At 41.9% G+C, this 24,483-nt stretch carries 20 protein-coding genes and 1 riboswitch; of the genes, 11 read left to right on the top strand and 9 right to left on the bottom strand.

Features of this window, described 5'->3' with window-relative positions:
* The first annotated feature begins 13 nt into the window (after nucleotides 1–13).
* From JMX48_RS01435 to JMX48_RS01420, 4 genes are all read left to right on the top strand, one after another.
* A complete protein-coding gene (locus JMX48_RS01435) occupies nucleotides 14–340 on the top strand; it encodes a hypothetical protein (RefSeq protein WP_201533460.1) in 327 nt (108 codons plus the stop codon).
* Nucleotides 341–353: 13 nt separating this feature from the next.
* Nucleotides 354–494: a hypothetical protein gene (locus JMX48_RS01430; protein WP_227687849.1), complete on the top strand. Its 141-nt coding sequence runs from the start codon at nucleotides 354–356 to the stop codon at nucleotides 492–494.
* A 187-nt stretch (nucleotides 495–681) separates the two neighbouring features.
* A complete protein-coding gene (locus JMX48_RS01425; protein WP_227687838.1) occupies nucleotides 682–2,166 on the top strand; it encodes a Na+/H+ antiporter NhaC family protein in 1,485 nt (494 codons plus the stop codon).
* A 297-nt stretch (nucleotides 2,167–2,463) separates the two neighbouring features.
* Nucleotides 2,464–4,095 (top strand): P-loop ATPase, Sll1717 family, encoded by a 1,632-nt coding sequence (locus JMX48_RS01420; RefSeq protein ID WP_201533456.1) that lies wholly within the window; start codon nucleotides 2,464–2,466, stop codon nucleotides 4,093–4,095.
* Between the two features lie 262 nt (nucleotides 4,096–4,357).
* Here the strand turns inward: JMX48_RS01420 and JMX48_RS01415 are convergent, their stop codons facing one another.
* Nucleotides 4,358–5,488, bottom strand: a complete 1,131-nt coding sequence (locus JMX48_RS01415; RefSeq protein WP_201533453.1) for a sterol desaturase family protein — start codon at nucleotides 5,486–5,488, stop codon at nucleotides 4,358–4,360.
* A gap of 320 nt (nucleotides 5,489–5,808) precedes the next feature.
* Here JMX48_RS01415 and JMX48_RS01410 point away from each other — a divergent pair, with 320 nt between their 5' ends.
* A complete protein-coding gene (locus JMX48_RS01410; RefSeq protein ID WP_201533451.1) occupies nucleotides 5,809–7,116 on the top strand; it encodes a VWA domain-containing protein in 1,308 nt (435 codons plus the stop codon).
* 65 nt (nucleotides 7,117–7,181) lie between these two features.
* Here the strand turns inward: JMX48_RS01410 and JMX48_RS01405 are convergent, their stop codons facing one another.
* From JMX48_RS01405 to JMX48_RS01395, 3 genes are all read right to left on the bottom strand, one after another.
* Nucleotides 7,182–7,703: a hypothetical protein gene (locus JMX48_RS01405; protein WP_201533449.1), complete on the bottom strand. Its 522-nt coding sequence runs from the start codon at nucleotides 7,701–7,703 to the stop codon at nucleotides 7,182–7,184.
* Between the two features lie 120 nt (nucleotides 7,704–7,823).
* On the bottom strand, nucleotides 7,824–8,510 hold the full coding sequence (locus JMX48_RS01400; protein WP_201533447.1) for a DUF255 domain-containing protein: 687 nt from the start codon (nucleotides 8,508–8,510) through the stop codon (nucleotides 7,824–7,826).
* A 460-nt stretch (nucleotides 8,511–8,970) separates the two neighbouring features.
* Nucleotides 8,971–9,867, bottom strand: coding sequence for an ABC transporter substrate-binding protein (locus JMX48_RS01395; protein ID WP_201533445.1), 897 nt, complete (start codon nucleotides 9,865–9,867; stop codon nucleotides 8,971–8,973).
* A gap of 121 nt (nucleotides 9,868–9,988) precedes the next feature.
* Nucleotides 9,989–10,105, bottom strand: a riboswitch (TPP riboswitch).
* A gap of 343 nt (nucleotides 10,106–10,448) precedes the next feature.
* Between JMX48_RS01395 and JMX48_RS01390 the strand changes: the two genes are divergently transcribed.
* Both JMX48_RS01390 and JMX48_RS01385 read left to right on the top strand, forming a co-directional pair.
* Nucleotides 10,449–10,871: a YbaN family protein gene (locus JMX48_RS01390; RefSeq protein ID WP_201533444.1), complete on the top strand. Its 423-nt coding sequence runs from the start codon at nucleotides 10,449–10,451 to the stop codon at nucleotides 10,869–10,871.
* 244 nt (nucleotides 10,872–11,115) lie between these two features.
* A complete protein-coding gene (locus JMX48_RS01385; protein ID WP_010201661.1) occupies nucleotides 11,116–11,325 on the top strand; it encodes a cold-shock protein in 210 nt (69 codons plus the stop codon).
* Nucleotides 11,326–11,796: 471 nt separating this feature from the next.
* On the opposite strand, the gene JMX48_RS01380 is transcribed toward JMX48_RS01385, so the two are convergent.
* Nucleotides 11,797–12,879: a YeiH family protein gene (locus JMX48_RS01380; RefSeq protein ID WP_201533443.1), complete on the bottom strand. Its 1,083-nt coding sequence runs from the start codon at nucleotides 12,877–12,879 to the stop codon at nucleotides 11,797–11,799.
* Between the two features lie 165 nt (nucleotides 12,880–13,044).
* On the opposite strand from JMX48_RS01380, the gene JMX48_RS01375 reads away from it, so the two are divergent.
* On the top strand, nucleotides 13,045–13,980 hold the full coding sequence (locus tag JMX48_RS01375; protein ID WP_201533442.1) for a LysR substrate-binding domain-containing protein: 936 nt from the start codon (nucleotides 13,045–13,047) through the stop codon (nucleotides 13,978–13,980).
* A gap of 86 nt (nucleotides 13,981–14,066) precedes the next feature.
* Here JMX48_RS01375 and JMX48_RS01370 read toward each other — a convergent pair whose 3' ends face one another.
* Nucleotides 14,067–14,528 (bottom strand): universal stress protein, encoded by a 462-nt coding sequence (locus JMX48_RS01370; protein WP_201533441.1) that lies wholly within the window; start codon nucleotides 14,526–14,528, stop codon nucleotides 14,067–14,069.
* A gap of 892 nt (nucleotides 14,529–15,420) precedes the next feature.
* Here JMX48_RS01370 and JMX48_RS01365 point away from each other — a divergent pair.
* On the top strand, nucleotides 15,421–18,513 hold the full coding sequence (locus JMX48_RS01365; RefSeq protein ID WP_201533440.1) for an insulinase family protein: 3,093 nt from the start codon (nucleotides 15,421–15,423) through the stop codon (nucleotides 18,511–18,513).
* 276 nt (nucleotides 18,514–18,789) lie between these two features.
* On the opposite strand, the gene JMX48_RS01360 is transcribed toward JMX48_RS01365, so the two are convergent.
* Nucleotides 18,790–19,353 (bottom strand): NUDIX hydrolase, encoded by a 564-nt coding sequence (locus JMX48_RS01360; protein WP_201533439.1) that lies wholly within the window; start codon nucleotides 19,351–19,353, stop codon nucleotides 18,790–18,792.
* Between the two features lie 417 nt (nucleotides 19,354–19,770).
* On the opposite strand from JMX48_RS01360, the gene JMX48_RS01355 reads away from it, so the two are divergent.
* A complete protein-coding gene (locus JMX48_RS01355) occupies nucleotides 19,771–20,508 on the top strand; it encodes an NUDIX hydrolase (RefSeq protein ID WP_201533437.1) in 738 nt (245 codons plus the stop codon).
* A gap of 156 nt (nucleotides 20,509–20,664) precedes the next feature.
* Here JMX48_RS01355 and JMX48_RS01350 read toward each other — a convergent pair whose 3' ends face one another.
* Together JMX48_RS01350 and nhaA are read right to left on the bottom strand one after the other, a co-directional pair.
* Nucleotides 20,665–22,020: an oxygenase MpaB family protein gene (locus JMX48_RS01350; protein WP_265088755.1), complete on the bottom strand. Its 1,356-nt coding sequence runs from the start codon at nucleotides 22,018–22,020 to the stop codon at nucleotides 20,665–20,667.
* Between the two features lie 48 nt (nucleotides 22,021–22,068).
* Nucleotides 22,069–23,271 carry a Na+/H+ antiporter NhaA gene (gene nhaA, locus JMX48_RS01345; RefSeq protein ID WP_201533433.1) on the bottom strand — a complete coding sequence of 401 codons (1,203 nt, stop codon included), beginning with the start codon at nucleotides 23,269–23,271 and terminating at the stop codon, nucleotides 22,069–22,071.
* A 455-nt stretch (nucleotides 23,272–23,726) separates the two neighbouring features.
* Here nhaA and JMX48_RS01340 point away from each other — a divergent pair, with 455 nt between their 5' ends.
* Nucleotides 23,727–24,482, top strand: a complete 756-nt coding sequence (locus JMX48_RS01340; protein ID WP_201533431.1) for a TSUP family transporter — start codon at nucleotides 23,727–23,729, stop codon at nucleotides 24,480–24,482.
* The last annotated feature ends 1 nt before the right edge of the window (nucleotide 24,483 follow it).

Raw genomic sequence — 24,483 nt, 5'->3', positions numbered from 1 at the left:
CTTAGTAACTATAATGGCTATAACTTTAATACTTGCGTTTTTAATCATGGCGATTCTATATTTCTATTGGAATCGCCATGAGCCGTTAGATAGGCATGCTATTTTCGCCACTGTATTTATGGTGGTGTATGTGCTTGTTTATCTGTTTTTAGATCCTCCATACTTCTCACCGAATCGGCATATTGATACCCTGCTGATTATATTACCTCTAGTATCGTATGGCGCTATTCTGTTTCCTGAAATAAACACGACAATGCCTGTACAAGCGACCAAAGGCTTTGGCTGGCTGGGATTGGTTGTAACTGTGATGGTTTTAGTTGGGTTTAAATGGCTTTTCTAAGTAAGCCGAAGGCATCGCGCGCAAGCTGGGTAATGAAGGCTTTGTGAGTAAAGCACCTGCGGAAGTGGTCGATGCTGAGAAATTGAAACTGGCTGAGCTAGAAGGTCAGTTGACCGCGATGACGGCGCAGATGGAGGAGTTGAGGGCGTTGTAAGTTAATAGATATACTCGTATCTGTCATTATGTCTAAAAAGTATCATCATAAAACTAAGTATCATCATAAAATTATGGTGATACTTTTTTATTGTCGGTATGATTCTATGTTTATTACCCATTAATATTCAGATTTTGAGCACATTTAATACAGCCAAATTATTTGACATAACACTTTAAGGAACATTATGTTATCTGTTTATCGTCAGGATACTTTTTTTCTTAACCGCGCGTTGCCTGTACTAGCTGGTATGGCCGCTATTTATGGATTACTATGGTTGCTCGCTATCCCAATTAATGCGGTAGTACTGGCGATTGTGCTCATGGTTGTGTTTTGTCTTATCAAAATCCCTGTGGCTGTTTCTTTGGTTTCGGCCGCTTTGCTCGGTGGTCTGCATGCCAAAATGGCCTTTCCTGATATCTTGCAAGTATTGAATGATAACTTGCTCAGTGGCGCACAAGTGGGTATGACATACATTATGGTTGGCGCATTTGCCGTGGCGCTGGCGAGAAGTGGGATTCTGGATTGGGTCGCGCAAAAGATGGCGAATAGCCTCAATCGTGAGGGCGCTCATGTCCGTCAACAAGTCAAATGGATGCTGTTTGCGCTGTTTATAGTGGCATCATTACTCTCGCAAAACTTGATTCCTGTACACATCGCGTTTATTCCAGTACTCATTCCGCCATTGCTTGGGCTGATGAACCGTTTACGAATCGATCGTCGTGCTGTTGCTTGTATTCTTGCTTGTGGTATTAGCGCTTCTTATCTGCTGCTACCGTTTGGGTTCGGTGCGATTTATCTCAATGAGATTTTGTTAGAGAATTTTAATAGCGTTGGCGCAGCGTCAGGGTATGCGGCGACCGCTAGCATGGCACCGAAAGCGATGTTCTTTCCAGTGATGGGAATACTCGCAGGTATGCTGTTTGCGGTATTCATCACGTATCGTAAACCACGTGACTATGCGCAAACTGACTATGTGCAAACTGACCATGTACAAGGTGGTTCTTTGCAAACTGACATGGTTGCTACCGAACAAAAAATTAAGATTGGTTTGCAGCCGTTACTATTTACTGCGTTGGCAGTCGGCGCAGTTTTATTGTTTCAGCTCTATTTTGATTCGCTGTTTATTGGGGCGATGATTGGCTTTATGATTCTTGGATTTTCTGGTATTTACAGCTGGCAAGCGCAAGATGATGTGTTCACGCAGGGCGTGCGCTTAATGGCAGAAATTGCCGTTATCATTACTATTGCGTCGAGCTTTGGCGCGTTATTGACGGCCACTGGCGATATCGACCCACTCGTGGCGTCAGCGACTCAGTTCTTTGGCGATAATAAATTGTTTGGTGCTGCGGTCATGTTGATCGTCGGTTTGTTTATTACCATTGGGTTTGGTGATTCGTTTGCGTCTGTACCTATCTTAGCGCCAATTTATATCCCGCTTGCGTTTGCACTTGGGTTCTCTCCATTGGCAGCGTTAGCCATGCTTGGCGCAGCGGCGGCGTTAGGCGATGCGGGTTCGCCAGCGTCTACGATTACGCTTGGTGCCACTGCTGGTCTGAATGCTGATGGACAGCATGACCATATTAAAGACAGTGTGATTCCAACTTTTTTTCACGCCAATATTGGTATGTTGCTATTTACGTGGGTGGCAGTGGTGTGGTTGTTGGGGTAGGTTGTTAGTTGAGCTAGAAGGGCAGTTGACCGTGATGACGGCGCAGATGAAAGAGTTGAAGGTGTTGTAAATAAAACTTAGATATCTATATTAAAAATAACGCTTTCAGATTTATGATGGCGTTTTTCTTTCTCGATTAGTGTCTAATTTTTCTGTTTCTATGATATAACTAGTTACTAGGAAATTAGCTTGTAACTCATTGTACTATGCGCTCTTACATTAACTGAAAAATACTGATACACGTCTGATTTTCATAAATAATTTAAGTTTAGATTCAACTTTTTTGGAGATGTCTGCATGGAAAATATCAAAATTAGACCTAATACCAAAATAGGTCAGCTTGATGCAGAAAACGATGCCTCATTCTTAACGGAGTGTTTTATCGATAATGGGTTAGTTAATACTCTATGTGACAGTATGCAAAGTGAAGCTATAATTTTAGGCCGTACTGGTGCAGGAAAAACAGCTACCTTGATGCATATCAATGAAATTGTCGATAAAGACAATTCAAAGTTGATTGACTTAGAAGATATCTTTCTAAATTATCTTGATAACTCTAATGTAATAAAATTCTTGCGTGAAAGTGGAGTTAATTTGGAGATATTTTACAAATATTTGTGGAGACATATAATTACTGTAGAATTCATCAAGTTAAAATATCCACAATGGAACAGTAATAACAAACTATCTAATTTCATAAATGAGTTGGCAAATATAATCAAAAAACCTCAAGAGAGAGTAGCCTTTGATTACCTAAAGAAGTGGTCAGATAAGTATTGGATAGAAACAGATGAAAATATCAAAGAAATAGTTAGAACTTTAACTACAGACATTAAAGCAGGATTTGAGAGCGAGAATCCAATAGTCAATATTACATTAGAAGGCGCAAAGGAGCTGAGTGAGGAAAAGAAAATTGAAGTTCAAAATAGGGCACAGAAAATAATTAATAGTATTCAGTTATCTGACTTGTCTAATGTTATTAAGCTGATGAATGATTACATCTTTAGTGATAGTAAAAACATTTATTTTCTTCTTATCGATAAAATGGACGAAAATTGGGCATCTATAGATATAAAGTATGACTTAATTAAAGCATTAATCGAAGAAATAAGACATTTTAGAAATATCAATAATGTAAAGATAATCGTTTCACTAAGAGTAGATTTATATCAGTTAACTTTAGAAAAGACTAGATCTAACGGCTTTCAAGAAGATAAATTACAATCTTTAATCTATAAACTTCGATGGGAAGAAGATGATTTGAAAGAGATTGTCGATAAGAGAATACAGTTTTTGTACCAAAAAAAATATACTAAGGACAGTGTTGTATTTGAAGATATATTTCCAGCAAACAATAAAAAGGGAGATGCTTGGTCATACTTGATACAACGAACTTTCTTGCGTCCAAGAGATATTCTTCAGTTGGTGAACTATTGTTTATCTAATTCAGTAAATAAGGTTTCAGTAGATTGGGGTGCTATTGTGAATGCAGAAAAGGAATACTCTCGTGATAGGCTAAAAGCTTTATATGAAGAATGGTACGATATTTTTCCTTCACTTGAATACTTAGTGCCTATACTTCTAGATATACCAAATGAGCAGATGTCAGCTGATGAGTTAAGAGAACGCATTAATGATGAAGCGATCATAAAAACATATCAAGACTTAGAAAAAAATAACATCAAAGATTCTATATTTTCTTCTTTACAACAGTATTGGGAACAAGATAGTAGTGATATAACTGATTTTAGAAATGAGGTTATTAGTTGTTTCTATAGAACTGGTCTGATAGGGCTATCTGAGGATTATCCTGATAGTTTTGATTGGTCGTTTAAAGATGTCTCATACAAATCAAATATGGATTGTAGAAAAGCAAAGTGGGCTAAAGTACATAAGATGTTTCATCACGCTTTACATATAAAAGAATAGAGAATCACGCTTAGTATACTAACACGATATTTTGTATGAATAATTTTTTCTAATTGAGTATTCCATGAACCATCTCACCGTCGGACACCGCATACCTCTAAGCAATCTCAACATTGATTACACCGCAGCAATCACGCTGAAGTTCACTCGCCAAAGTCTAATAGAGCTGGACATCAGTTGCTTTGCCTTAGACGCAGCGGGCAAATTAAACCTACGCATTACGAGTTGCAGCCGACAGCAGATAAAAACCTAAATTATCAGGTCAATTTTTTTTGCGTTGTTTGTGTTGCAGCGGATATGTTAACTGCGCCACAAAGCCTTCTGGTATTTTTGTATTGGCTGTCGTACCGTATTTTTTGGGTAAATGGTCTGGCAGATGCGCGGTTTTAAATATCACATCATAAATGGGTAAAAAGGCGGCAAAGTTTTTGTCCCATGCTTCTTTTTCTGAGGAATGATGCCAATGATGAAACTCTGGCGTTGCGAGCAGCCAGCGAAAATACGGAAAACGGAAACGTACGTTGGCATGAATAAAGATGGCATGAAAAGAGATAAACACCAAGTAAGCATAAGTTGCCGCCGGAGAGAAGCCCATAAACAATAAGGGAATATACCCGACAAAACGATTCACAATCAGCTCAAAAACATGCACCCGACTTGCCGCCAGCCAGTCCATATGATGCGAAGAATGATGTACAGCATGTATGCGCCATAGAGACGGGACTTTGTGCATAGTGCGATGAATCCAGTAACTAAAAAAGTCCACCACGATCAAAATCTCTATAAATTGCAGCACTAAAGGCTGACCACTTACCATCTGATGCCATGTGGGATTGAGCAATTGGTTAAATAAAATCTGTGCAGGAATAATGGTAAAAAAGCTCAGTAACTGAATACCCAAATGGCTAAACATGAAGTATTTAATGTCGGTTACCCAGCCAGATCGCAACAGTTTTTGTTCTTTATATTTGGCATAAAACCGCTCCATAGGAATGAACACCAGCGCGGAAATTAACAGCGTTAAAATAAAATAATCCAAGCCTGCATACATACTACGGTCATAGTAATTGGGCTCGATCTGTCCGGATGCGAGCAGCGCTGCAAAGCCATTGAGTAACATACCCGCCATTCCCCACCGCTTAGACGGATTGCGTAGTAGGCTAATCACACCAGACACAAAGCCAATGACAATGCTGGCAAACAACACGCCTCGTAAGATATTTGCATTATATAAGGGTCTAAAATCTGGCGTGGTGAGCAGATTAGGGAATAAAAAACACAAAGCAGCAAGCGTGGTCAGTATGCCCAAAGATACCGCGATAAAGGCGGACACTTGCCCTAAGCCTTTTTTTATTTCACGGTCTTCTAAGTGTTTTCGGAGTAATTTGCTCATAGTTTTAATTTGTTAAAGCGATTTGAGTGTAATTTAGCATTGTTTAGCACAAATCACTATATTATTTACTCAACATTATTAGATAAATATTGTGGATTGTGATGAGATTATGAGTCGTCTTGAATATTAGGGTAGCACCTTCTATGAAATAGAGGCTGGTTCACAAATCAGTCTTAATATAGATAGTTAATTAATTATATTTTGGTTAAGGTTATTAAACTAATTTTAAAACCGCTCCATCTCTCGCTTTGAGCGGTTTTTTAATATCAAAAATTAGTCTATTATCCTTAAAGGAATAACACTTTAACGTGAGGAACACCATGAACCATCTCACCGTCGGACAACGCGCACCTTTGGGTAATCTTGCTATTGATGACACCGTACCAATCACGTTGAAATTCACTCGCCAAAGCTCGATAGAGATGGACATCAGCTGCTTTGCCTTAGATAACGCGGGCAAGCTTATTAACGATGATTACATGGTGTTTTATAATCAGCCAACCTCACCTTGCGGGCAAATCAAGCTCACACATTATGAGTCACAGCCAAGTACTAATGAAGGCGTCCAAGCCGAGTTTGAAATTAACTTATTCAAACTTTCTGCCAACGTCGATAGCTTGTTTTTTGTGTTATCAGCCGATACGCCGCTGAATCAAATTCAATCATTAGAGATTGGCATTTGGCAGCAATCGCAAAAAGTACAGGCAGAGTATCAAGCAGCAGACTTTGCCCAGCAGCAAGCCAGCATGCTGATGCAGCTTTACCGTAAAAGTGGCGTTTGGCGCTTAGCGAATGTTGCACAAGGATTTAATGGTGGTTTAGCAGCAATCGTGCAGCATTTTGGTGGCGATGTATCAGAGGATAATAGTGACGCTGCCTCTTCACAATCTGCTTCACCAGTCAAAATAAACACCTCAAAAGTTCCTTTAGAAAAGGTCATGTTAGAGAAAGCGCCCAAGCTCGTTAATCTAGCCAAAAAAGCTACCATTTCGCTTGAGAAACGTCAATTGCAGCAATTGACTGCAAAAGTGGCGCTAGTGCTCGATGCCTCAGGCTCGATGAATCGGCAATATAAAGAAGGTCGCGTACAAGAAGTGGTCAATCGCTTATTACCATTAGCGGTAAGCTTCGATGATGACCAAGCATTAGATTGTTGGGCATTTGGTGAGCATTGCGCTTATCTGGGTGAGGTCGGACTTAACAATTACGCCGACTTTATCGATACGGTACAAGGCGGCTGGCGTAAATGGGCGCTGGGCGCACGCACCAATAATGAAGCAGGCGTGATGAAAACGGTCACCGAATTTTATCAAAATGACGGTCTTGACGTTCCGGTTTATGTTTTATTCATCAGTGATGGCGGGGTGAGCAATAATCGTGGCATCACTAAAATCATGACAGAGGCAGCAAAGCTACCTATGTTTTGGCAGTTTGTCGGATTAGGCGGTCGTGGTTATGGCATCCTAAAAAAGTTAGACGATATGACAGGGCGCGTGATAGACAATTGCAGCTTTTTTGAGTTGGACGATTTAGATGATATCAGCGAAGAAGCGTTATATGAGAATATGCTAGAAGAGTTCCCAAGCTGGTTAAAGGAAGCAGGCGAGATAGGATTGATACAGAAATAAATGCCTCAAAGTGATAGTCTTTCAATACAAAAACCGCTCACAATTTAATGATGAGCGGTTTTTTATTACTCAAAAAATTCTGCTAGCTTTTGCTGCCAGTCTGCTTTACTAAATTGCCTTAAATCTATTGCTTTTTCTGCTTTAAACAAGCTTTTCATCCACTCTTTGAGCCAGTAGCTTATGATGAACTTTTCGTTGCTAACAGCTTTAAGGTATAGTTCGTATATCGTATTTTTTAGCGAAAGTACACCAAACAGTATACCTAGGTAATGCATATACGTATTAACACATTCTATTTCACCATCGTGGAAACGCTCAAAAAAATAAGGATAGCTGTCAAATTCTGTAGGTGTAAAATGAAAGTTATCATCATCAATTTTTTGCACCCATAGGCTAACGTTTTTATAGTTTTGGACATCACAATAGATAGGGTGAACCATTGCTGCATCTAGATTGTCTAGAACGACACGAAAGTATCCATACTCTATTCCAATGACTTCATAGCTTTGTTCAGGATTTAAAAACGCAACATTATAGTCTTCGTTGTCTAATTTTTCATTTACATTACTTCTAGCAATAATTAGCATCTTGACCTCTGTTGCGCCTATGATTTATTTACTATTAATTAATAATTAAAAAGTCGATTTGATACGAATAAGTAAAAACTGCTACAGCAAACGCGGTAGCAGTTTTTACTTATTCTTATATTATTGACTCTTAATTTCGATAGAAGCGTCCGTCTTGAGCTTTTTGAGCTGGTCAAGCAGTATACGTCGGTCATAACCACGAAACTCTTCATCGCCACTTTGGCGTACTTCAAAGCCTTTGATGGCACTGGTAGATACCATGTTGCTTGCGTATTTACCATTACTATCTAGCGCTACAATAAAGGGATAGTAATAAATATTTGCAGGATCAAAACCAGTCATTTCGATCGCTTCGTTACCATTAGCATATGAGTTATCGATATGTGTTATCACAAAGTTATTGGCAACATATTCATTTAGAAGTTTTGCATCTTTGATTTCATTTCGAGAGATTTGCTCACGCATCGCCCACGTTTGAATGTCACCATCATCATCGCGCCATTCATAATCAAAAGCTCTAAATTTACCTTTAAAATAATTATCTAAAACATGACACCAGATACACCACTCACCGCCATAGACAATCAGTACTTTTTTGTTCTCTGTACGTGCAGCACTGATAGCATCCTTTAGAATGCTGACTTGATCAGCGCATTCGTCATAGAGCTTTGCCGCGCCGTCATTACAGTCTTTGGGCAGTGAGGCAGGGAAGTGAGTAATAGGAAGTGTATGCGTAGTAGTTGGCTGGTTTTTAGTAGTCGCAACCAAATCTATGGCATTGTTTTTGATTGGTTTATCAAGACTCACGCAGCTCACTATCAATGGAGTAAGCGCACTTAGCGTTAGTAAAATTATAGATCTGGATTTCATGACATGCATCGCTATTGTCCCAATGTGATAGATTATTTAAGTAACTTATAAAGTATAAATACGAAATTATGTTAACTCTTTATATTAGCATATGGGATAAAAAAACTGCTTACAATCTGGACTGTAAGTGGGCTTTTTGTGTCGATAACTACTCTATATTATCTCTAAAAGAATTCTACTCTAACGTAAGGAATCCCATGAAGCATCTCACCATCGGATAATGCTTACCGTTAAGCAACCTTACTGTTGATGACATCGCGCGCATTACGCTTAAGTTCACTTACCAAAATCTAATCGAGATGGATATCAGCTGCTTTATATTCGCTTAATTTGACTCAAAGAAAACCGCCACAGTAAACACTATGGCGGTTTTTTATTATTCAAAACTGCTTAACCTCTATAACGCCCAAAGCGACTGATACTGTTTATCCGTTAAGGTTACGATATCAATCTCTGCCAGCATCTCACGTAACGCTTGCCACTTATCCGAACTCGGTTTGATTGGTGTGATCAATCTGCCCAGCGTATTATCAATAATGGCGTCCATCAGCGCATCCGCCTCGGTTTTGCTATAGTCATAATACATACGGTGGGCTGTGTTTGGATCATTTTTACACAGCTCCGTCATCTGGTTGGTCACTTGGATAAGGGTATCTATCGCGGCTTTCTTTTCAGTATAAATCTCATCAGTTGTGAGAATTTCTAACGCCGAAAAGTTAGGATAGGGCGATAAATGCTGATCGATAAAAATAAAGTCCAACCCTTCATGGGTCGCTTCAACGCCCTCAAAGTTATAAAAGCATAACCATGCGCCATCGAGACTGGGGTCTTGTTGCAGGTTTTTTATATGATAAAAGTCTTTTTGGACAAAGGTCACATTATCACGGCTGATACTAAAGCCGTTTTTCTTCGCATAACGCGCTAAAATCTCAAAGCCAATGCGATTGGTTTTTTCTTCGGCAGCAGGCGTACAAATGCGGATAGGTTGATTGTTTTTTAATTTATCCATACTGGCGCGTTGCATCAATATGCCGCCATCGGTCTCAAAAAAGCAGCCCAGCGCACGCAAGTTAGGCACGTAATGTTCAAACAAATGAATTGGCTCGTTCACATGGAGATCGATCGTTTGCTTTTGCAATTCGGCAAAGCCATCATAATGGTCATCAGGCTCAATAATAGTGATATCAAGTCCTGCTTTTGTATAAGCGCCCGTGGTCACACCAGCGATAAAAGGCAGGTGATCAGGGTTCAAAAACCATTCGAGGGTCAGCGTAAGCTGGTTGGTTGGCGGCATTGTTGTTTCCTTTTTGATTATGGGGAAACAATCAGACTGATACTGTTTAGATAAAACAAGAAAGGCAAAACCTCAAGGTCAGATGCATAACCACATGAACGCATCGCTTAGAGATTTATTAAAACATGTCACGCTTGTTTCCTACGTCAGTGCTAACTGCTTCAGGTTCACGGGTGTTTCTCAGCGATGATTTTGACTGTGTCAACAGTATAGAATCAAAGCACCCCGACAAGATTGAGTGGTAACGAGCTAACATCATAAATGACTTGTAAGCCGTGATGCAAATGTATTTCGAGTAGTTGTTAATTTGACAATACTATAGGCAAAAGAGGCACGTGAGATAAATGCGTCAGACTTATTGTGACTCAATCAAACTGGATATAAATTAGCGAGATTTATGTTTTAGTACTTACTCAATCCCCAACCAAAGATACCTAGCAATAGCAAAAAGCTTATAAAAATAGCCTTGTACCGCTTTCAACGATATTGCATGCTTATTTAACTATAATAGGCAGTCCACCCTTTTAAAGGTGCAGAACTGCCTCATTTCTATTATTCATATTGCTAACGACACCAATTTTATGAGCCAAAACAAAAAAGCCTTTTATTATCGACCAAAAACCAACCAACATAATAATCCGACAGTACGCTGGGCATTTTTAATACTTGGCTGGGTGTTCTTTGTATTAGGAATTATTGGCGCTGTGTTGCCTGTCATGCCGACCGCGCCATTCATACTATTAGCAGCAGGATGTTGGGCGCGTAGTTCACGGCGCTTCCATTTTTGGCTAATTAACCAAAAATATTTTGGCAAATTCGTCCGTGATTGGGAAAAAAATCATGCAGTACCGCTGTATGCCAAGTGGTTGGCCACAATAATGATGACCTTATCAACGAGTATGTTGTTTTATCGGTTGCCTGCCGACATGATGTGGATGGCATGGCTGGTAGCAGCCGTCTGTAGTGGGGTAGCGGTATATCTGTTCCGTTTGCCAAATGCCTAAAATCGTTGCAATTATGCCCAAAAACAGTGAAAAACTGACTTCAGTTACATGAAATATCAGATAAGACTTGCGATAAGCGGATGTTGCCCTTATAATACGCTCAAGCTTAAGAGCAGTTCTGCACCAAATCATTACCTCGTAGTATTAGTTATAATCCTTCGTTTTAATATTTATCGTTCAGTAGCTATTTGCAAGCGTTACCGGTCACTAGGCCATTAATAAATTAAAAAGTAGGATTATCAATATGTCAGATACTCAAAAAGGTACAGTTAAGTGGTTCAACGAAGCTAAAGGCTTTGGTTTTATCGCTCCAGAAACTGGCGCAGACGTTTTTGCTCATTACAGCGAAATCACTGGTTCAGGTTTCAAAACTTTGGCTGAAGGCCAAGAAGTTGAGTTCACTGTAACTCAAGGCCAAAAAGGCCCACAAGCACATAACATCGTTGCTATCTAATTCGTCTTTTTATAGATGAATGCTAGATAAATAGATGTTTAAAAAGCGAACCTTCGGGTTCGTTTTTTTTCGTCTGCGATTTAGTATCAGCTTTTGTATATCAGTAAAAATCTACTATTTTAATAATTGTGAAGACTTACAGTTTAAGCCAAGTATTACTGGTATCAGTTTCTAGAGCAGACATAACTACGAACTATATTCAAAATGGCCTAAAAACGCTACGCTACTGCTGATATCAATTTTTTGCAGCCTCTGTCTGCGCAGGCACAGCAAGCAAAAAAAATTGATATCAGCAGTACGTGATGTGTCGATATTACTTTTTATTGACTAATATGGTGATAGTTGTAGGTCTTTTTGATTATATATAATGTGAAGCAAGCTAAAGCGTGTCCTCATTTTTAACTCATTTAGATACACTCGCTTGAATTGAGGACACGCTCTAATGTGAAGTGGATTAGATAGGTTGATCTACTAAATCAAACCAATCCCAATATTAATTAACCCGCCGCCAACGATAAGCCAAGTAAACATAATCGCACCCAAAATGAGTGGTTTGACGCCAGCTTGTTTAATGGCACTCAGATGGGTGGTCAAGCCAAGCGCAAACATGGCCATCGTTAGCAATAGATCATCGAGCCTGACCATGCTACGCTCAAATCCTTCACTCATCGGTATCCAAGTGTGTAATATTACGATAGCAATAAAGATAAAAGCGAACCAAGGGACTTTGACCTGTTGAATGCGATTCATTAATGAGTGTTTTTTGCCATTGTCGTTATCGCCTTTGGTTAAAGCGAAAGACAATATCAGTAAAAAAGGGGCGAGCATCATGACCCGTATCATCTTGGTGACGACTGCCGTATCACCAACCTCGTTACCAATGGCATTACCAGCGACCACCACTTGTGCCACTTCATGAATGGTCGAGCCAGTATAAATGCCATACTGTTCGGCATTCAGCCAAGGTTGCAACCAGCCCAAATGATACAAAAAGGGATAGAGGAGCATGGCGATAGTACCAAAAACCACCACCGTCGCCACGGCGATAGTCACCTTATGCGCTTCCGCTTTGACGACTGGCTCTGCGGCAATCACCGCCGCTGCTCCGCAAATACTTGCGCCCGAACCAATCAACAGCGTCGTCTGTTTATCAACTTTTAGCCACCGTGTTCCTATCCAATACGTGAGTAAAAAGGTCGATGTCAATACGAGGGCATCGGTCATAACTGCAGGCATACCCACGCTGGATACTTGGGTCAATGTCAGCTTAAAGCCATAAAACATGATGGCAAGTCGTAAAATCTCACCTTTGGCAAAAGCCACGCCTGCATCTAAGCGGTCAGCAACATTGGGGTAAACGGTATTGCCCAGTACCATACCAAGCAAAATAGCCAACGTTAACGCAGACAGTCCAACAATACGTCCACCTGTCCAAGTATCGAGGCTCATATTAAGCCATAAACAAAACAAGCTGCCTATAAATACCACCATTAGTCCTACTAGATGGCGATTCTTCGGGCAGTAGTTGGTAACGGTTTGGGTCAAGGTATGCATGACTGGCTGTCCTATCATTTATAATCGAGATAAGCATAAGCTTATGATTAGACAGTATAAGACAGGTTGATCTATAATAAAAACAGATTGATAAGATAGAAACTATCAGTTTTTTAGGTTAATGATGTATATATGATTAAAATACATTAAGGCAGGATCAAAAAAATGAAGAAAGCTGTGCAGACACTACCGAAAATTACGCTTAAACAGTTATCTGTCTTTGTCAGTATTTACCAGACGGGTAGCACCAGTCGAGCCAGCGAGGCGTTGCACTTATCGCAATCGGCGGTTAGTAGCGCCTTGACTGAGTTGGAATCTAGACTACAAATGCCATTGTTTGAGCGCGTCGGGCGCAGGCTCAATCAACATCCCAATGCCCATCCTATCTATGTGCAGGCGCAAGCGATTTTGGGTCAAGCGTTGACGCTGGAGCATTATCACAAGCACCAAGCAGGGCAAATTACTATTGGTGCAAGCACCACTATTGGCAATTATGTACTGCCGCCGCTGCTCGCTAAGCTATATAAAGTATTACCAGATGCCAATGTGGATATGTATATTGCCAATACTCAAGAAGTGGTCAGTGAGGTTGAGCAGTTAAATATTGATATTGCGTTAGTAGAAGGGATGCCGCGTCCGACAGATATGAAAGCGATTGAGCAACGGGCTTGGCGAACCGATACTTTGATGATTTTTGCCAAGCGTGATAGTCAGTGGCTGACAAATATGGCAGCGTATAACGACGCTGATAACTGCTATGAGCTTAATGTTGAACAACTGGCGCAGCTGCCGCTATTGGTTCGTGAAGCGGGATCGGGTACTCGGCAGATTATCGACGAGCAATTGCTCAAGTATTTACCCAACGCAGAAGTGGTGATGGCGATTCAACAATCAGAGGCGATCAAGCACATGGTAATGGCAGATATCGGTCTTGGCTGCCTATCGCAGCATGTTATCGAGACAGAGCTGGCATCAGAAAAATTACTACAAGTAAAGGTGGTGGGTATCGATCTATCGCGGACATGGTGGTTGGTCTGGCATAAGGCTCGTCATCAAAATGCCATTTGGCAGACTTTCATTGATATTTTGACAGAAGAATAATGATTAAGGACATATAATAAAAAGCGTCCTATAGCAACTTGCTATAGGACGCTTTTTAAAGGTACCATTTTGATTAAATGACTAAGCTACTTTTCGACTGATTTATCGAGTCTAACCACTAAGCTATCACAAGGTACATTTGGCAGGATATTGTCTGCAGTAGCGCCGCTTAGCCATGCTGCAATGCCATGACGGTTATGACGACCGATGACCAATAAATCAACCTCATGCTTGTGGCAATAATTGACGATACCTTCGCTGCTAGAGATGGCAGTAGTCACTTCGGAGTTAACCGCTTGTAACTCGTTACGCTCCAAAAACTGCGCCAGCTTAGCACGTGCTTCTTGGCAACGTTCATCATCAATCTGATCGTACAAGCTCGAGGCTGGCACCAGCTCATAGCCGAAACCAACCATGGTATCTTTTACAATATGCAATACCGATAGTTTGGAGTTAGGACGGTTTTCGACGATACGTTTGGCTTTTTGGGCGACTATATCGGCATCGGACATTAGGTCGGTAACCAATAAAATATGTTGATAACTCATGAGCGGCTCCTTGTGACAGATGATTATAACTATAGCATTACTAATGCCTGCTGTTAAGTAACATATAGTCGAATCCGAATAATTTCGATACAAGGAAGCCACGCACAGATAGTATAAGTAGTACATCAAGCGGAGGTGACGATGTAGCGGATTTATAGGGGTTTGATTATAATTAGGGCGTGTTTGATCCTTCAACCATGGCACTGACAGAGACTATTTTTTGGGCGATTCGACGTTAAAAATCGTAAGTTTAGTCATTCTAAGCGTCTTTTTTTAACAATGAAGCGGCAAAAAAGAGTTCTGTCCTCACTGCGAGCATAGCTCTTGTCTTGCGGACGGGCAAAGCAGTACTTTGCTTACTCCGTCCTCAGGGCTGATGCTAAAATTGCCCCATACTACGTTACAAGTCTCGCTAAGGTATTAACATTATCGTCGACTTGCTCCTTGTCTGGCGCTATTTTAGCCATCAGCAGTGCCTATTTGTGAATACTCAAACATGCCCTAAACTAAGTTCATTGAGTGTAAGCACCTTGATTTAAAGGTGTGGCTAGTTTGGGATTGAGTCTTTATGTCTTATCTTTTATAGTGCATCTTGACTTATCGAACGCTTAGCCCCATCTAATATCGTTAGGCAAATTCCTATTGATTGATGAAGCACTGCCATAAAATAGGTAGCCATTGAATACGAATTCTACCCAAAATTACCCAAACCAAAAATTATCCAAAAGGTCTGTCTGCATCGATTGCTATCGATGACTGATAACACGGCTTATTTTATACTTACTATTTTTATTCATTATTGGTTTTGATCCAAGTAAGCCACACGACGTGCGATTTTTAATGCAGCGTCACACTAATATTTACTGGGTTAAAACGCTTTATAAGGAAGACTATGACTGACACGCTATTTACTGCTGACTTAACCTTGCATCCAGCGTTTGAGCTGATTGAGCATCGCCATATTGACGCGCTTTCGATGGATGTGTTGATCAGTCAGCATGTCAAAACGGGCGCGATGCATTACCATTTGGCACACCCAAGTGACGAAAATGCTTTTTTGGTGGGCTTTCGTACTCAGCCTATGGATTCAAAAGGCGAGGCGCATATTTTAGAGCACGTGGCCTTGTGTGGTTCTGAGAAGTTTCCAGTACGTGATCCGTTTTTTTCGATGATTAAGCGCTCGCTCAATACTTTTATGAATGCGATGACCGCCGCTGATTGGACGGCATATCCGTATGCGACACAAAACAAAAACGATTACTTTAATCTATTGGCGGTTTATCTTGACGCGTCATTTTTCCCCAATATTCATCCGCTTGATTTTGCCCAAGAAGGCATCCGTGTTGAGCTGGATAGCGACGACAAGCCACAGTTTAAAGGGATTGTATTTAATGAGATGAAAGGCGCGATGAGTGGCGAAATTGATCAGCTATATCATGCCGTTGCCCATCATTTATTTCCAACGACCACTTATCATTATAATTCAGGTGGCGATCCTGCTCAGATTCCAGACTTAACGCACACCGAGTTGGTTGACTTTCACCAAAGCCATTACCATCCGTCGAACAGCGTTATTATGAGTTTTGGTAATATCCCAGTTGCCCAAACGCAGGTGAAAATTCATGAAGATGCCTTAATCCAATTTGAAGCAGGTAAAAAGCACGTATCGCGTCCAGAGCAGCGCTTCTCTGCGCCGATTAGCGCAACTGACACTTATACCGCCGACGAAGCGGGTCCAGATCAAACGCACCATGTGGTTGCTTGGTTGTTGCCGTCTATCACCGATCCAAAACAGCGCTTGGCGTTGCGTTTGTTAGAAGGTGTACTGGTCGAACATGCCGGTTCGCCGCTGCGCGCTTATCTTGACAGTCATCCGTTAGGTAAAGCACCAAGCCCACTATTGGGGCTTGATGATAGCCATTATGAAATGGTGTTTTATACCGGCTTGCGTGGCTCAAACCCTGAGCATGCTGAAGCGGTCGAGCAGGGTATTATAGATTTGCTGACTGAAGTGGCGAGCAAACCTGTCGATGATGAGACCATCGAAACTATTTTGCATCAGATAGAAATTGATCAACGTCATATCGGTGGCGACAGCATGCCTTATGGTTTGAACTTGATGCTAGAGGGCTTTAGTACTGCTATTCATGATGGCAATCCTATCGATGTGTGGGAAGTTGATGAGCACTTGCAATGGTTACGTGAACAAGTTCAGGATAAGCAGTGGCTGCCCAATTTAATCAAAAAACACTTGATTGAAAATAACCACCGTGTACGCGTTACCTTGACACCAGACAGTGAAAAATCAGCGCTTCTTGCCGCAGCAGAGCAAATTCGTCTGGACACTATCGCGATGGATTTGACGGCTGATGATAAAGATATTTTACATAAGCAAGCGTTGGACTTGGCCGCGCGCCAAGCTGCACCTGATGATTTAAGCTTATTGCCAAAAGTTGGTTTAGAAGATGTACCAACGGACATTAGCTTTAAACAAGGCACGCAAAAAACGGTACGCTTAAGTGGACAAGACAGCACCTTATTTGAATATGAAGCAGGCACCAATGGTATCTATTATTATCAAGTAATCGTACCATTGACCGATGCGATTGGTGGAAACAAAAATGACCAGTTACCCGTTAACGACGTCATTAATCATCCATTACTGCCAATCTATCTGAGCCTGCTATCAGAGTTGGGTACCGATTCGCTGAGCGCTCACGAAATGCAAGCCAAGCAAGCGGCGCATTCATCAGGTGTGACGGCGCGTATCAGCCAACGTACCAATATCGATGATAGCCAGTCTATTAGCAGCTACTTTGTGGTGGCAACGCGCGCGCTTAACCGTAAGCCTGAAGCGATTGATTTGCTCAAAGAAGTCATGGAGCACAGTATCTTCACTGAGCATGACCGCATTAAAGAGATTTTGCAGCAGCGCCAAGCTGGCTGGCAATCAAACCTAGCGGGTTCTGGGCATTCATATGCGATGCAAACCGCCAGTCGCGGCATGAGTCGTCAAGCGCAGCTAGAATATGTACGTAGCGGTCTGCCTGCACTCAATGCACTAAAAGACTTTTTAACCTATGCTAGCACGGATGATACGCAATGGGATCAGCTGGCAACTGGCTTGATGGACTTACATCAACGTCTGGTTAGCTTGCCTAAACATGCCGTTATTATCTGTGAAGCTGAGCAAACTGAGCGTCTCAGCAACTTAATTGTGGACAACTGGAAAGACAGTCGTGCGCCAGCGCTTGCTGAAAAGCTAACTAACTCTAATAGTGATATTGATGCCAATATCCCGCGTGAGTTTGTAGATCTACAGCTTGATTTGGCTCTCAACGGCGAAAAAGAGGCTGCAAAAGCAGAAGAGAATGACACTGATATTAAAAATGTGACAATCGATGTTGAAGATTTAGCATGGCTGGTTCCGACCAACGTTTATCACAACGCCAGCGCTTATACCGTGCCTGCCGCTGACCATCCTGATACTGCTGCGTTGATGGTGCTAGCGCCCTATCTGCGTAATGGTTATTTACATAGTGCCATTCGTGAGCGCGGCGGTGCTTATGGCGGCGGTGCAGGTTATGATGCCAATGCTTGTGCGTTCAAGTTCTTTAGCTACCGTGATCCACAATGTACAGAAACCTTTGCTCACTTTGATGCCAGTATTGAGTGGCTATTAAATGAGCCGCAAACGGATGAGCAGCTAGAAGAAGCCATTCTAGGTATCGTTTCAGGTATGGATAAGCCAGGCTCTCCAGCGGGCGAGGCAATCAAAGCCTGCTTTGCTAACTTGCATCATCGCGGTGTTGATTGGCAGCGTAAAATGCGAGCGGCAATTTTAGCCGTGACGGTTGCAGACTTACAGCGTGTGGCGAAACAGTACTTGCAAGGTCAAAAACACGTGCGTGCGGTCTTAGCGCCGTATGATAAAGAAAGCAAGGTGAAAGAGCTTGGCTTTAAAGTTTGTAAAATTAAGAGCTAATCAATGAAAGTTTAATAACTTAACTGCGATATAAAAAACCGCCGCTTTCATTATTCGAAATGAAAGCGGCGGTTTTATTTTTGATAGTCATTCTTGATAGCTACAGTTATTGAAAAGTAAGATCGATACATCACGCACTGCTGATATCAATTTTTTGCAGCCTCTGTCTGCGCAGGCACAGCAAGCAAGAAAAATTGATATCAGCAGTGCCGTAGTGTTTTTAGGGTGTTTTGATAATAGTGTTGCAAAGCGTTTTTTTAGTCGTATTTAATCATTTTAGTAGCGTTTAATACTTTGGTCTTTGCCGATATAATCTTGATGAATCGGAAATTGATCATGACTGCCGAGATGCTGACGGTCTTCAAAATAGCTTTTTAAGGTACGACGCACCGCTTCAAAAGCAATTTTATCCCATGGAATATCCTCTTCAGCAAATAAAGCACAGTCAAGACTTTCAGAGCCAATACCATAAGCGCCGTCTTTTAACTCTGCTATGTAGATACTATAGATTTGACTGATATCAGGAATGTCATATAGGCAATATAACTGAGGATTGATCACGACAGCTTCTGCCTCTTCATAGCTCTCACGCGCCGCACCTTCAGCCATCGTTTCGCCATTTTCCATAAAACCGGCTGGCAGAGTCCATAGCCCGTACTGCGGTTCAATAGCACGGCGACAGAGCAGCACTCGGTTTTCATGAATGACGAGTGAACCACAAATCACCTTTGGGTTTTCATAGTGAATATAATGACAATTTGGGCACACCAAACGTGGCGCATTATCCGTGGGTGGTATTTTACGTTCTACTTCATGACCGCATTGTAGACAATAGCTCATATAAGCTGCCTTATGTAATGACAAATGAGAATGGGGTTATTTTGAGAATAATCGTTTTCGTTCTATAGTAATAGTATGACGACAGCCTATTGGTCTTTTATCTAACAATAGGTTTTAATCTTAAGATAACACAAATTCTGAGCGTACTGACATAGATGACAAAAACAGCACATTTTTGCGATATTAGTGATTTATGTTTTACAGTGCAATGGTGAGAGCAACTTATAGAGCAGCTCAGTCACATAAAGTGTAGGCAGTCGTCGCCAGTTTGCGCTAGGCTTGACTATCAACACATACTAAATAAAATTTGATAAATTTAGATATTTGACTCACGATACGTTTTATTTTTTGAGATTTTATTTATGCAAAGCCTATCGTGTTGAGATGGAACACTGATAAAAATACAGGGCAATTATAATGTTACTTCCCACACAGTCTATAATTTTTGATGAATTGTCAGTCGCTGTGCCAACGTTTATTCGTTATCCAACGCTCAGAAAATTGGCTGAGCGGATACAATGTGAGACGTTAAATGCAGTTACCAGTCCAGCGTTATATAACGCTTATGATACCTCTCATAGTGCGCGAATTTTAGATAGCCTATATCAGACACCGATTGCAGATGCATCAATACTGGTGGCTATCACTCATGAACGCCATCCTAAACTACTACTGACACGCCGCGCCGCACATATGAATAGCCATGCTGGTGAAGTGTCCTGTGCAGGTGGTAAGTATGAAGTAAGCGATGGTAATAATGTCGTTACTGCCTTACGCGAAGCTTGCGAGGAGACAGCGCTGCCACCTAATAAAGTCCAATTGCTCGGTCAACTGCCTATACAAACGTCAAAAAGTGGCATGAGTGTACGCCCAATTGTGGCGCTCATTGCACCAGATTTGGTACTTGTGCCCGAACCAGGAGAAATCTCACGCATATTTTGGGCAGATTTTGAGTCGTTACTTACTCAGCCTACGGTCGAGTATGCGGTAGAGTACACAATGCAAGATCAAACCGCGACCATGCTCACCCCCAGCTGGCAAGTTGATGGTGAGACAGTCTGGGGTCTGACTGGGCGAGTCATTGCCAGTTTGCTAGAAACAGGCTTTGATCGGCAGCTTGAATGGTATTACCGCATACAGAATACCCGTCTTTAGAGGGTCTTAACTAGGCGTGTCTTCATTTAAATACAATCGCTTGAATTGATTCTTTATTGCTTAATGGTCGCCTCTCGGAAGGTTTTGTTGGTAACTTTGATGGGCTATTTCTTAGGTTCTGTATCTATCTATATCGGTACTTATTTATACCGATAATTATTTATAGTAGTCATCATTTTTCTTTAGCCACCAGTTCATATTGTCTTGGCGTTTGGCACGGAATGCTTCTAATTTTTTATCAACAGTTTGATTGTGCTGGCGTGCTGTATCAAGTGCAAACAAGATGGGCACGGAGGACAGTACGCCAAAACGTATCTTTGATTTTGGTAAATCCAATCCATCGCCAATATCATCGCCGACTAAGGTACGCGTCACGCTGGCATTGACCATCTCCACAAAGCGACCTCGGCGATTGTCCTCACCCATAAGCTGACGCGGTAAGTCATGTAAGGCTTTTGCCAATGGTTGTCCCATTTTAAAATCAAGCTGCTGAATGGATAAATACGTATATAACCACTCCCAAGATGCCGCCTCATTCTTTGGTAGGCGCTGTAGATCAACTCCCATCCAATAGCTGGCAAGGTTCCATAGATGCAAAATACCTTCGGCTTCCTCCTTGCTAATGCGTGCGCCAAGCAGCCGTAGTCCGCGCATAATCAACAATGAAAACTGCAAATGGGTGGCAATCATATCGGTCTGATTAATCGGCACACCCCAATAGGCCGTATTCCAGCTACCATCAGGATTGTGATGCTGATCGATCTCCGCTATGACGCCTTTAGCAGCATTGCCTTTTCCGTTGAGTAGGTTTCGACGGACTAAGGTATGAATTTGACGTACCTTGATAGATTGCCGCCATCCTTCAGAGCCAATGGCCAATACTTGCTCAATAGGCTTGCGATCATGACGCGCACTCATATTCGATTGTGGGTGCTCAGAGACGGCTAGGATATAAGCATAGGTACGCATCAGGCGTGGTAGAGCATCGTGCATCAGTGCGCCAGTCTGAATCAGTGGCAGCGAGAGCGCAGGAATACTATAACCTGCCATCAGCGCGACATTACGCAAGAGCCAAATCAACATCAGTGGGTAGCGTCGATAGGCGACTGCACCAATTTGTGCAAGCTTGGGATCGAACCAGTCAGGGTGGCTACTAAACTGCTCGGTTAACGCGCTAAAAGACGAATTGTTTTTGAGATCGTCCTTGGTATTATTGCTGATATTGGTATTATTACTGATGCTAGTAATGATATGTTGCTGCAAAGGATTGGCAAAACGAATACCATCGGCAGCTAAAGCATCTGCTAATGGGTCGCCAATATCGTAACCGGCGACCATCTCATTGAGTGAATCTTGTGAGATAGCAAAGTCTTTTGGCAATAAATAACGCTTAATCCGCCTTAAAACTTGCAGATCACTATGGTCATCGACAGCAGTGGTACGTCCATGACGCTGATAAGAGTCTGCTAGCGGTTGTTTGTTTAACGTATTCGCAGACTCTTTATTCGTCATATTAATTGAATCCATATTTATCAATTGCTCTTATGATTAGGCCTTGCCTCAATGCGGACGAGTCAAATCTACCGATGTGCCGCTGACATTGTCTTTTAGGCTCACCTTGAGCATGATATAACCTGCGATACCAGAGACAATCGAGCCCATGATAATACCTAGGCGCTCATCGAACATTGGGGTGTCACCAGCAAATGCCAAGCCACCGATGAACAAGCTCATGGTAAAGCCCACGCCGCATAATAGAGCAGCACCGTAGATTTGCTTGTAATTCATACCTTTTGGCATGGTTGAGAGGCCAAGCTTAAATATCAACCAGCACATAATCATCACGCCTAGTTGCTTACCGATGAATAAACCAGCCGCAATACCAAGTGGCACAGAATGGAATAATTCAGCGAAGCCTGCGCCTTTGAGAGAGATACCCGCGTTGGCAAACGCGAACAATGGCAAGATACCGAAGGCCACCGTGTTGTGTAAATCATGCTCCAGCTCTTCAACTGGGGAATGCTCAGGATCGGTACGATCAAACATCGGAATAAATAAAGCTAAGACTACCCCTGCCAAGGTGGCATGGATACCAGATTTGAGCACTGCAATCCACATGATGACACCGATGAGTAGATACGGCGTGATATTGGTAACGTTGCGGCGATTAAGAAGATACAAGAACGGCAGACATAGGCCCGCCACTGCCAATGACCCTAACGACAAATCACTGGTATAAAATAAGGCAATAATTAAAATTGCACCAATATCATCAAAAATAGCGATGGATACCAAAAACACTTTTAGGGAGTTAGGGACGCGGTTACCGAGTAGGCTCAATATACCGAGGGCAAACGCAATATCAGTCGCTGCAGGAATGGCCCACCCTTTCCAAAACTCAGGCTCATTATAATTAAAGAGCAGGTAAACCACTGCTGGCATAATCATGCCGCCCAGTGCTGCACCCGCTGGCAAAATGATTTGTTTGACGTTAGAGAGTTCACCGATCAAAACTTCACGCTTGAGCTCAAGACCAACTAAGAAAAAGAAAATCGCCATCAGACCGTCATTGATCCAGTGATGAGCATCTTTGGCAATCGCGAATTCGCCGATTTGAATGGCGACAGGTGCGTGGATAAAGCTTTCGTACCATACATTGAGAGGGGAGTTGGCAACGATCATTGCAGCAACGGCGGCCAATGCTAAAACAATGCCGCCTGCTGCCTCAAATTGAAAAAACGCCTTAATCCTTCGTATTGCCATATCATCCTCATTTGCTAAATACAATTTATTAAAATAATTTCAAGTATCTATGCCACCGCTTATAACGAGGTGGCAGACAGATAGGAACAGTTTCTCATACTCTTATTCATATAGACAACAAAATACACTAACCAAAAGTTATCAGTACGTCAGAATATATTCGTGATAGCGATATTATAAAGGGGATATAACCGACAAAGTAGTTGCAAGTCGTTAAAATTTTTTAGGTCAACGCCGCCTAGGTCGAATATTGAACATGCCCTAAACAAATTTAGCAGAATTTGCTGGGTTTTTGGATTTTTTTACGGTTTTATCTTTATAATGAGCGACGTGACATAAAGCTCAGTGAGCGCTTTAATACAAGTTAGCAATGCTACTGCCCAACCAATAGCGACATTTCCGTTTGGCTTTTTAAAGCTTTTTCTTTTTTATTATAAATTTTGAAGGTCAGTGTCATGGACGTCTCGCTCTCTTTAGAGATTATTTTAATGCTCACCGCTGTGGCAGCGTTGGCAGGCTTTATCGACGCTATCGCTGGTGGTGGCGGTTTGTTGACCATACCCGCCTTGCTGCTTGCCAATGTGCCACCTGTCTTGACGCTAGGCACCAATAAATTACAAGCGGCTGCGGGTGCATTAGCAGCGTCCGTTACGATGATTAGAAAAGGCGTCATCAAACCTCAGCGCATCAAGGTTGCTATTATTGCCGCTTTTATTGGTTCGGTCATCGGGACGATTGCGGTGCAAATGTCACCGCCGGATCTGCTTGAAAAGCTGATTCCTTTTTTGATTGCGGCTATTGGTATTTATACGTTGTTTGCTCCTAAACTTGGCGAGGTAGAGGCGACACCGCGTATTTCAGAAAGTACATGGCAAAAAGTCGCTGCGCCATTAATTGGTTTTTATGATGGTTATATCGGCCCAGGAACCGGAATGTTCTTTGCGCTGGGTAATGTGGCTTTGCGTGGTCGTCAGATTATCGAAGCGACAGGCGCTGCAAAAGTGTTGAATCTCTCTACCAATATTGGCTCGCTGATATTTTTTATCTTGGGCGGCAACGTTTTGTGGAAAGTGGGACTGGCGATGATGGTTGGGCAAGCCGTAGGGGCATATTTCGGTTCTCATATGGTGGTCAAAGGCGGTAGTAAGCTGATTCGACCATTGATTGTACTGGTGTGTTTGGCGATGATAACCAAATACGTGATGGGGTGAT

Source organism: Psychrobacter immobilis (assembly GCF_904846225.1).
GTDB classification, from domain to species: Bacteria; Pseudomonadota; Gammaproteobacteria; order Pseudomonadales; family Moraxellaceae; genus Psychrobacter; species Psychrobacter immobilis_F.
The sequence above is the reverse complement of the archived record's forward strand: the minus strand, read 5'-3'. Positions and strand labels throughout refer to the sequence as shown.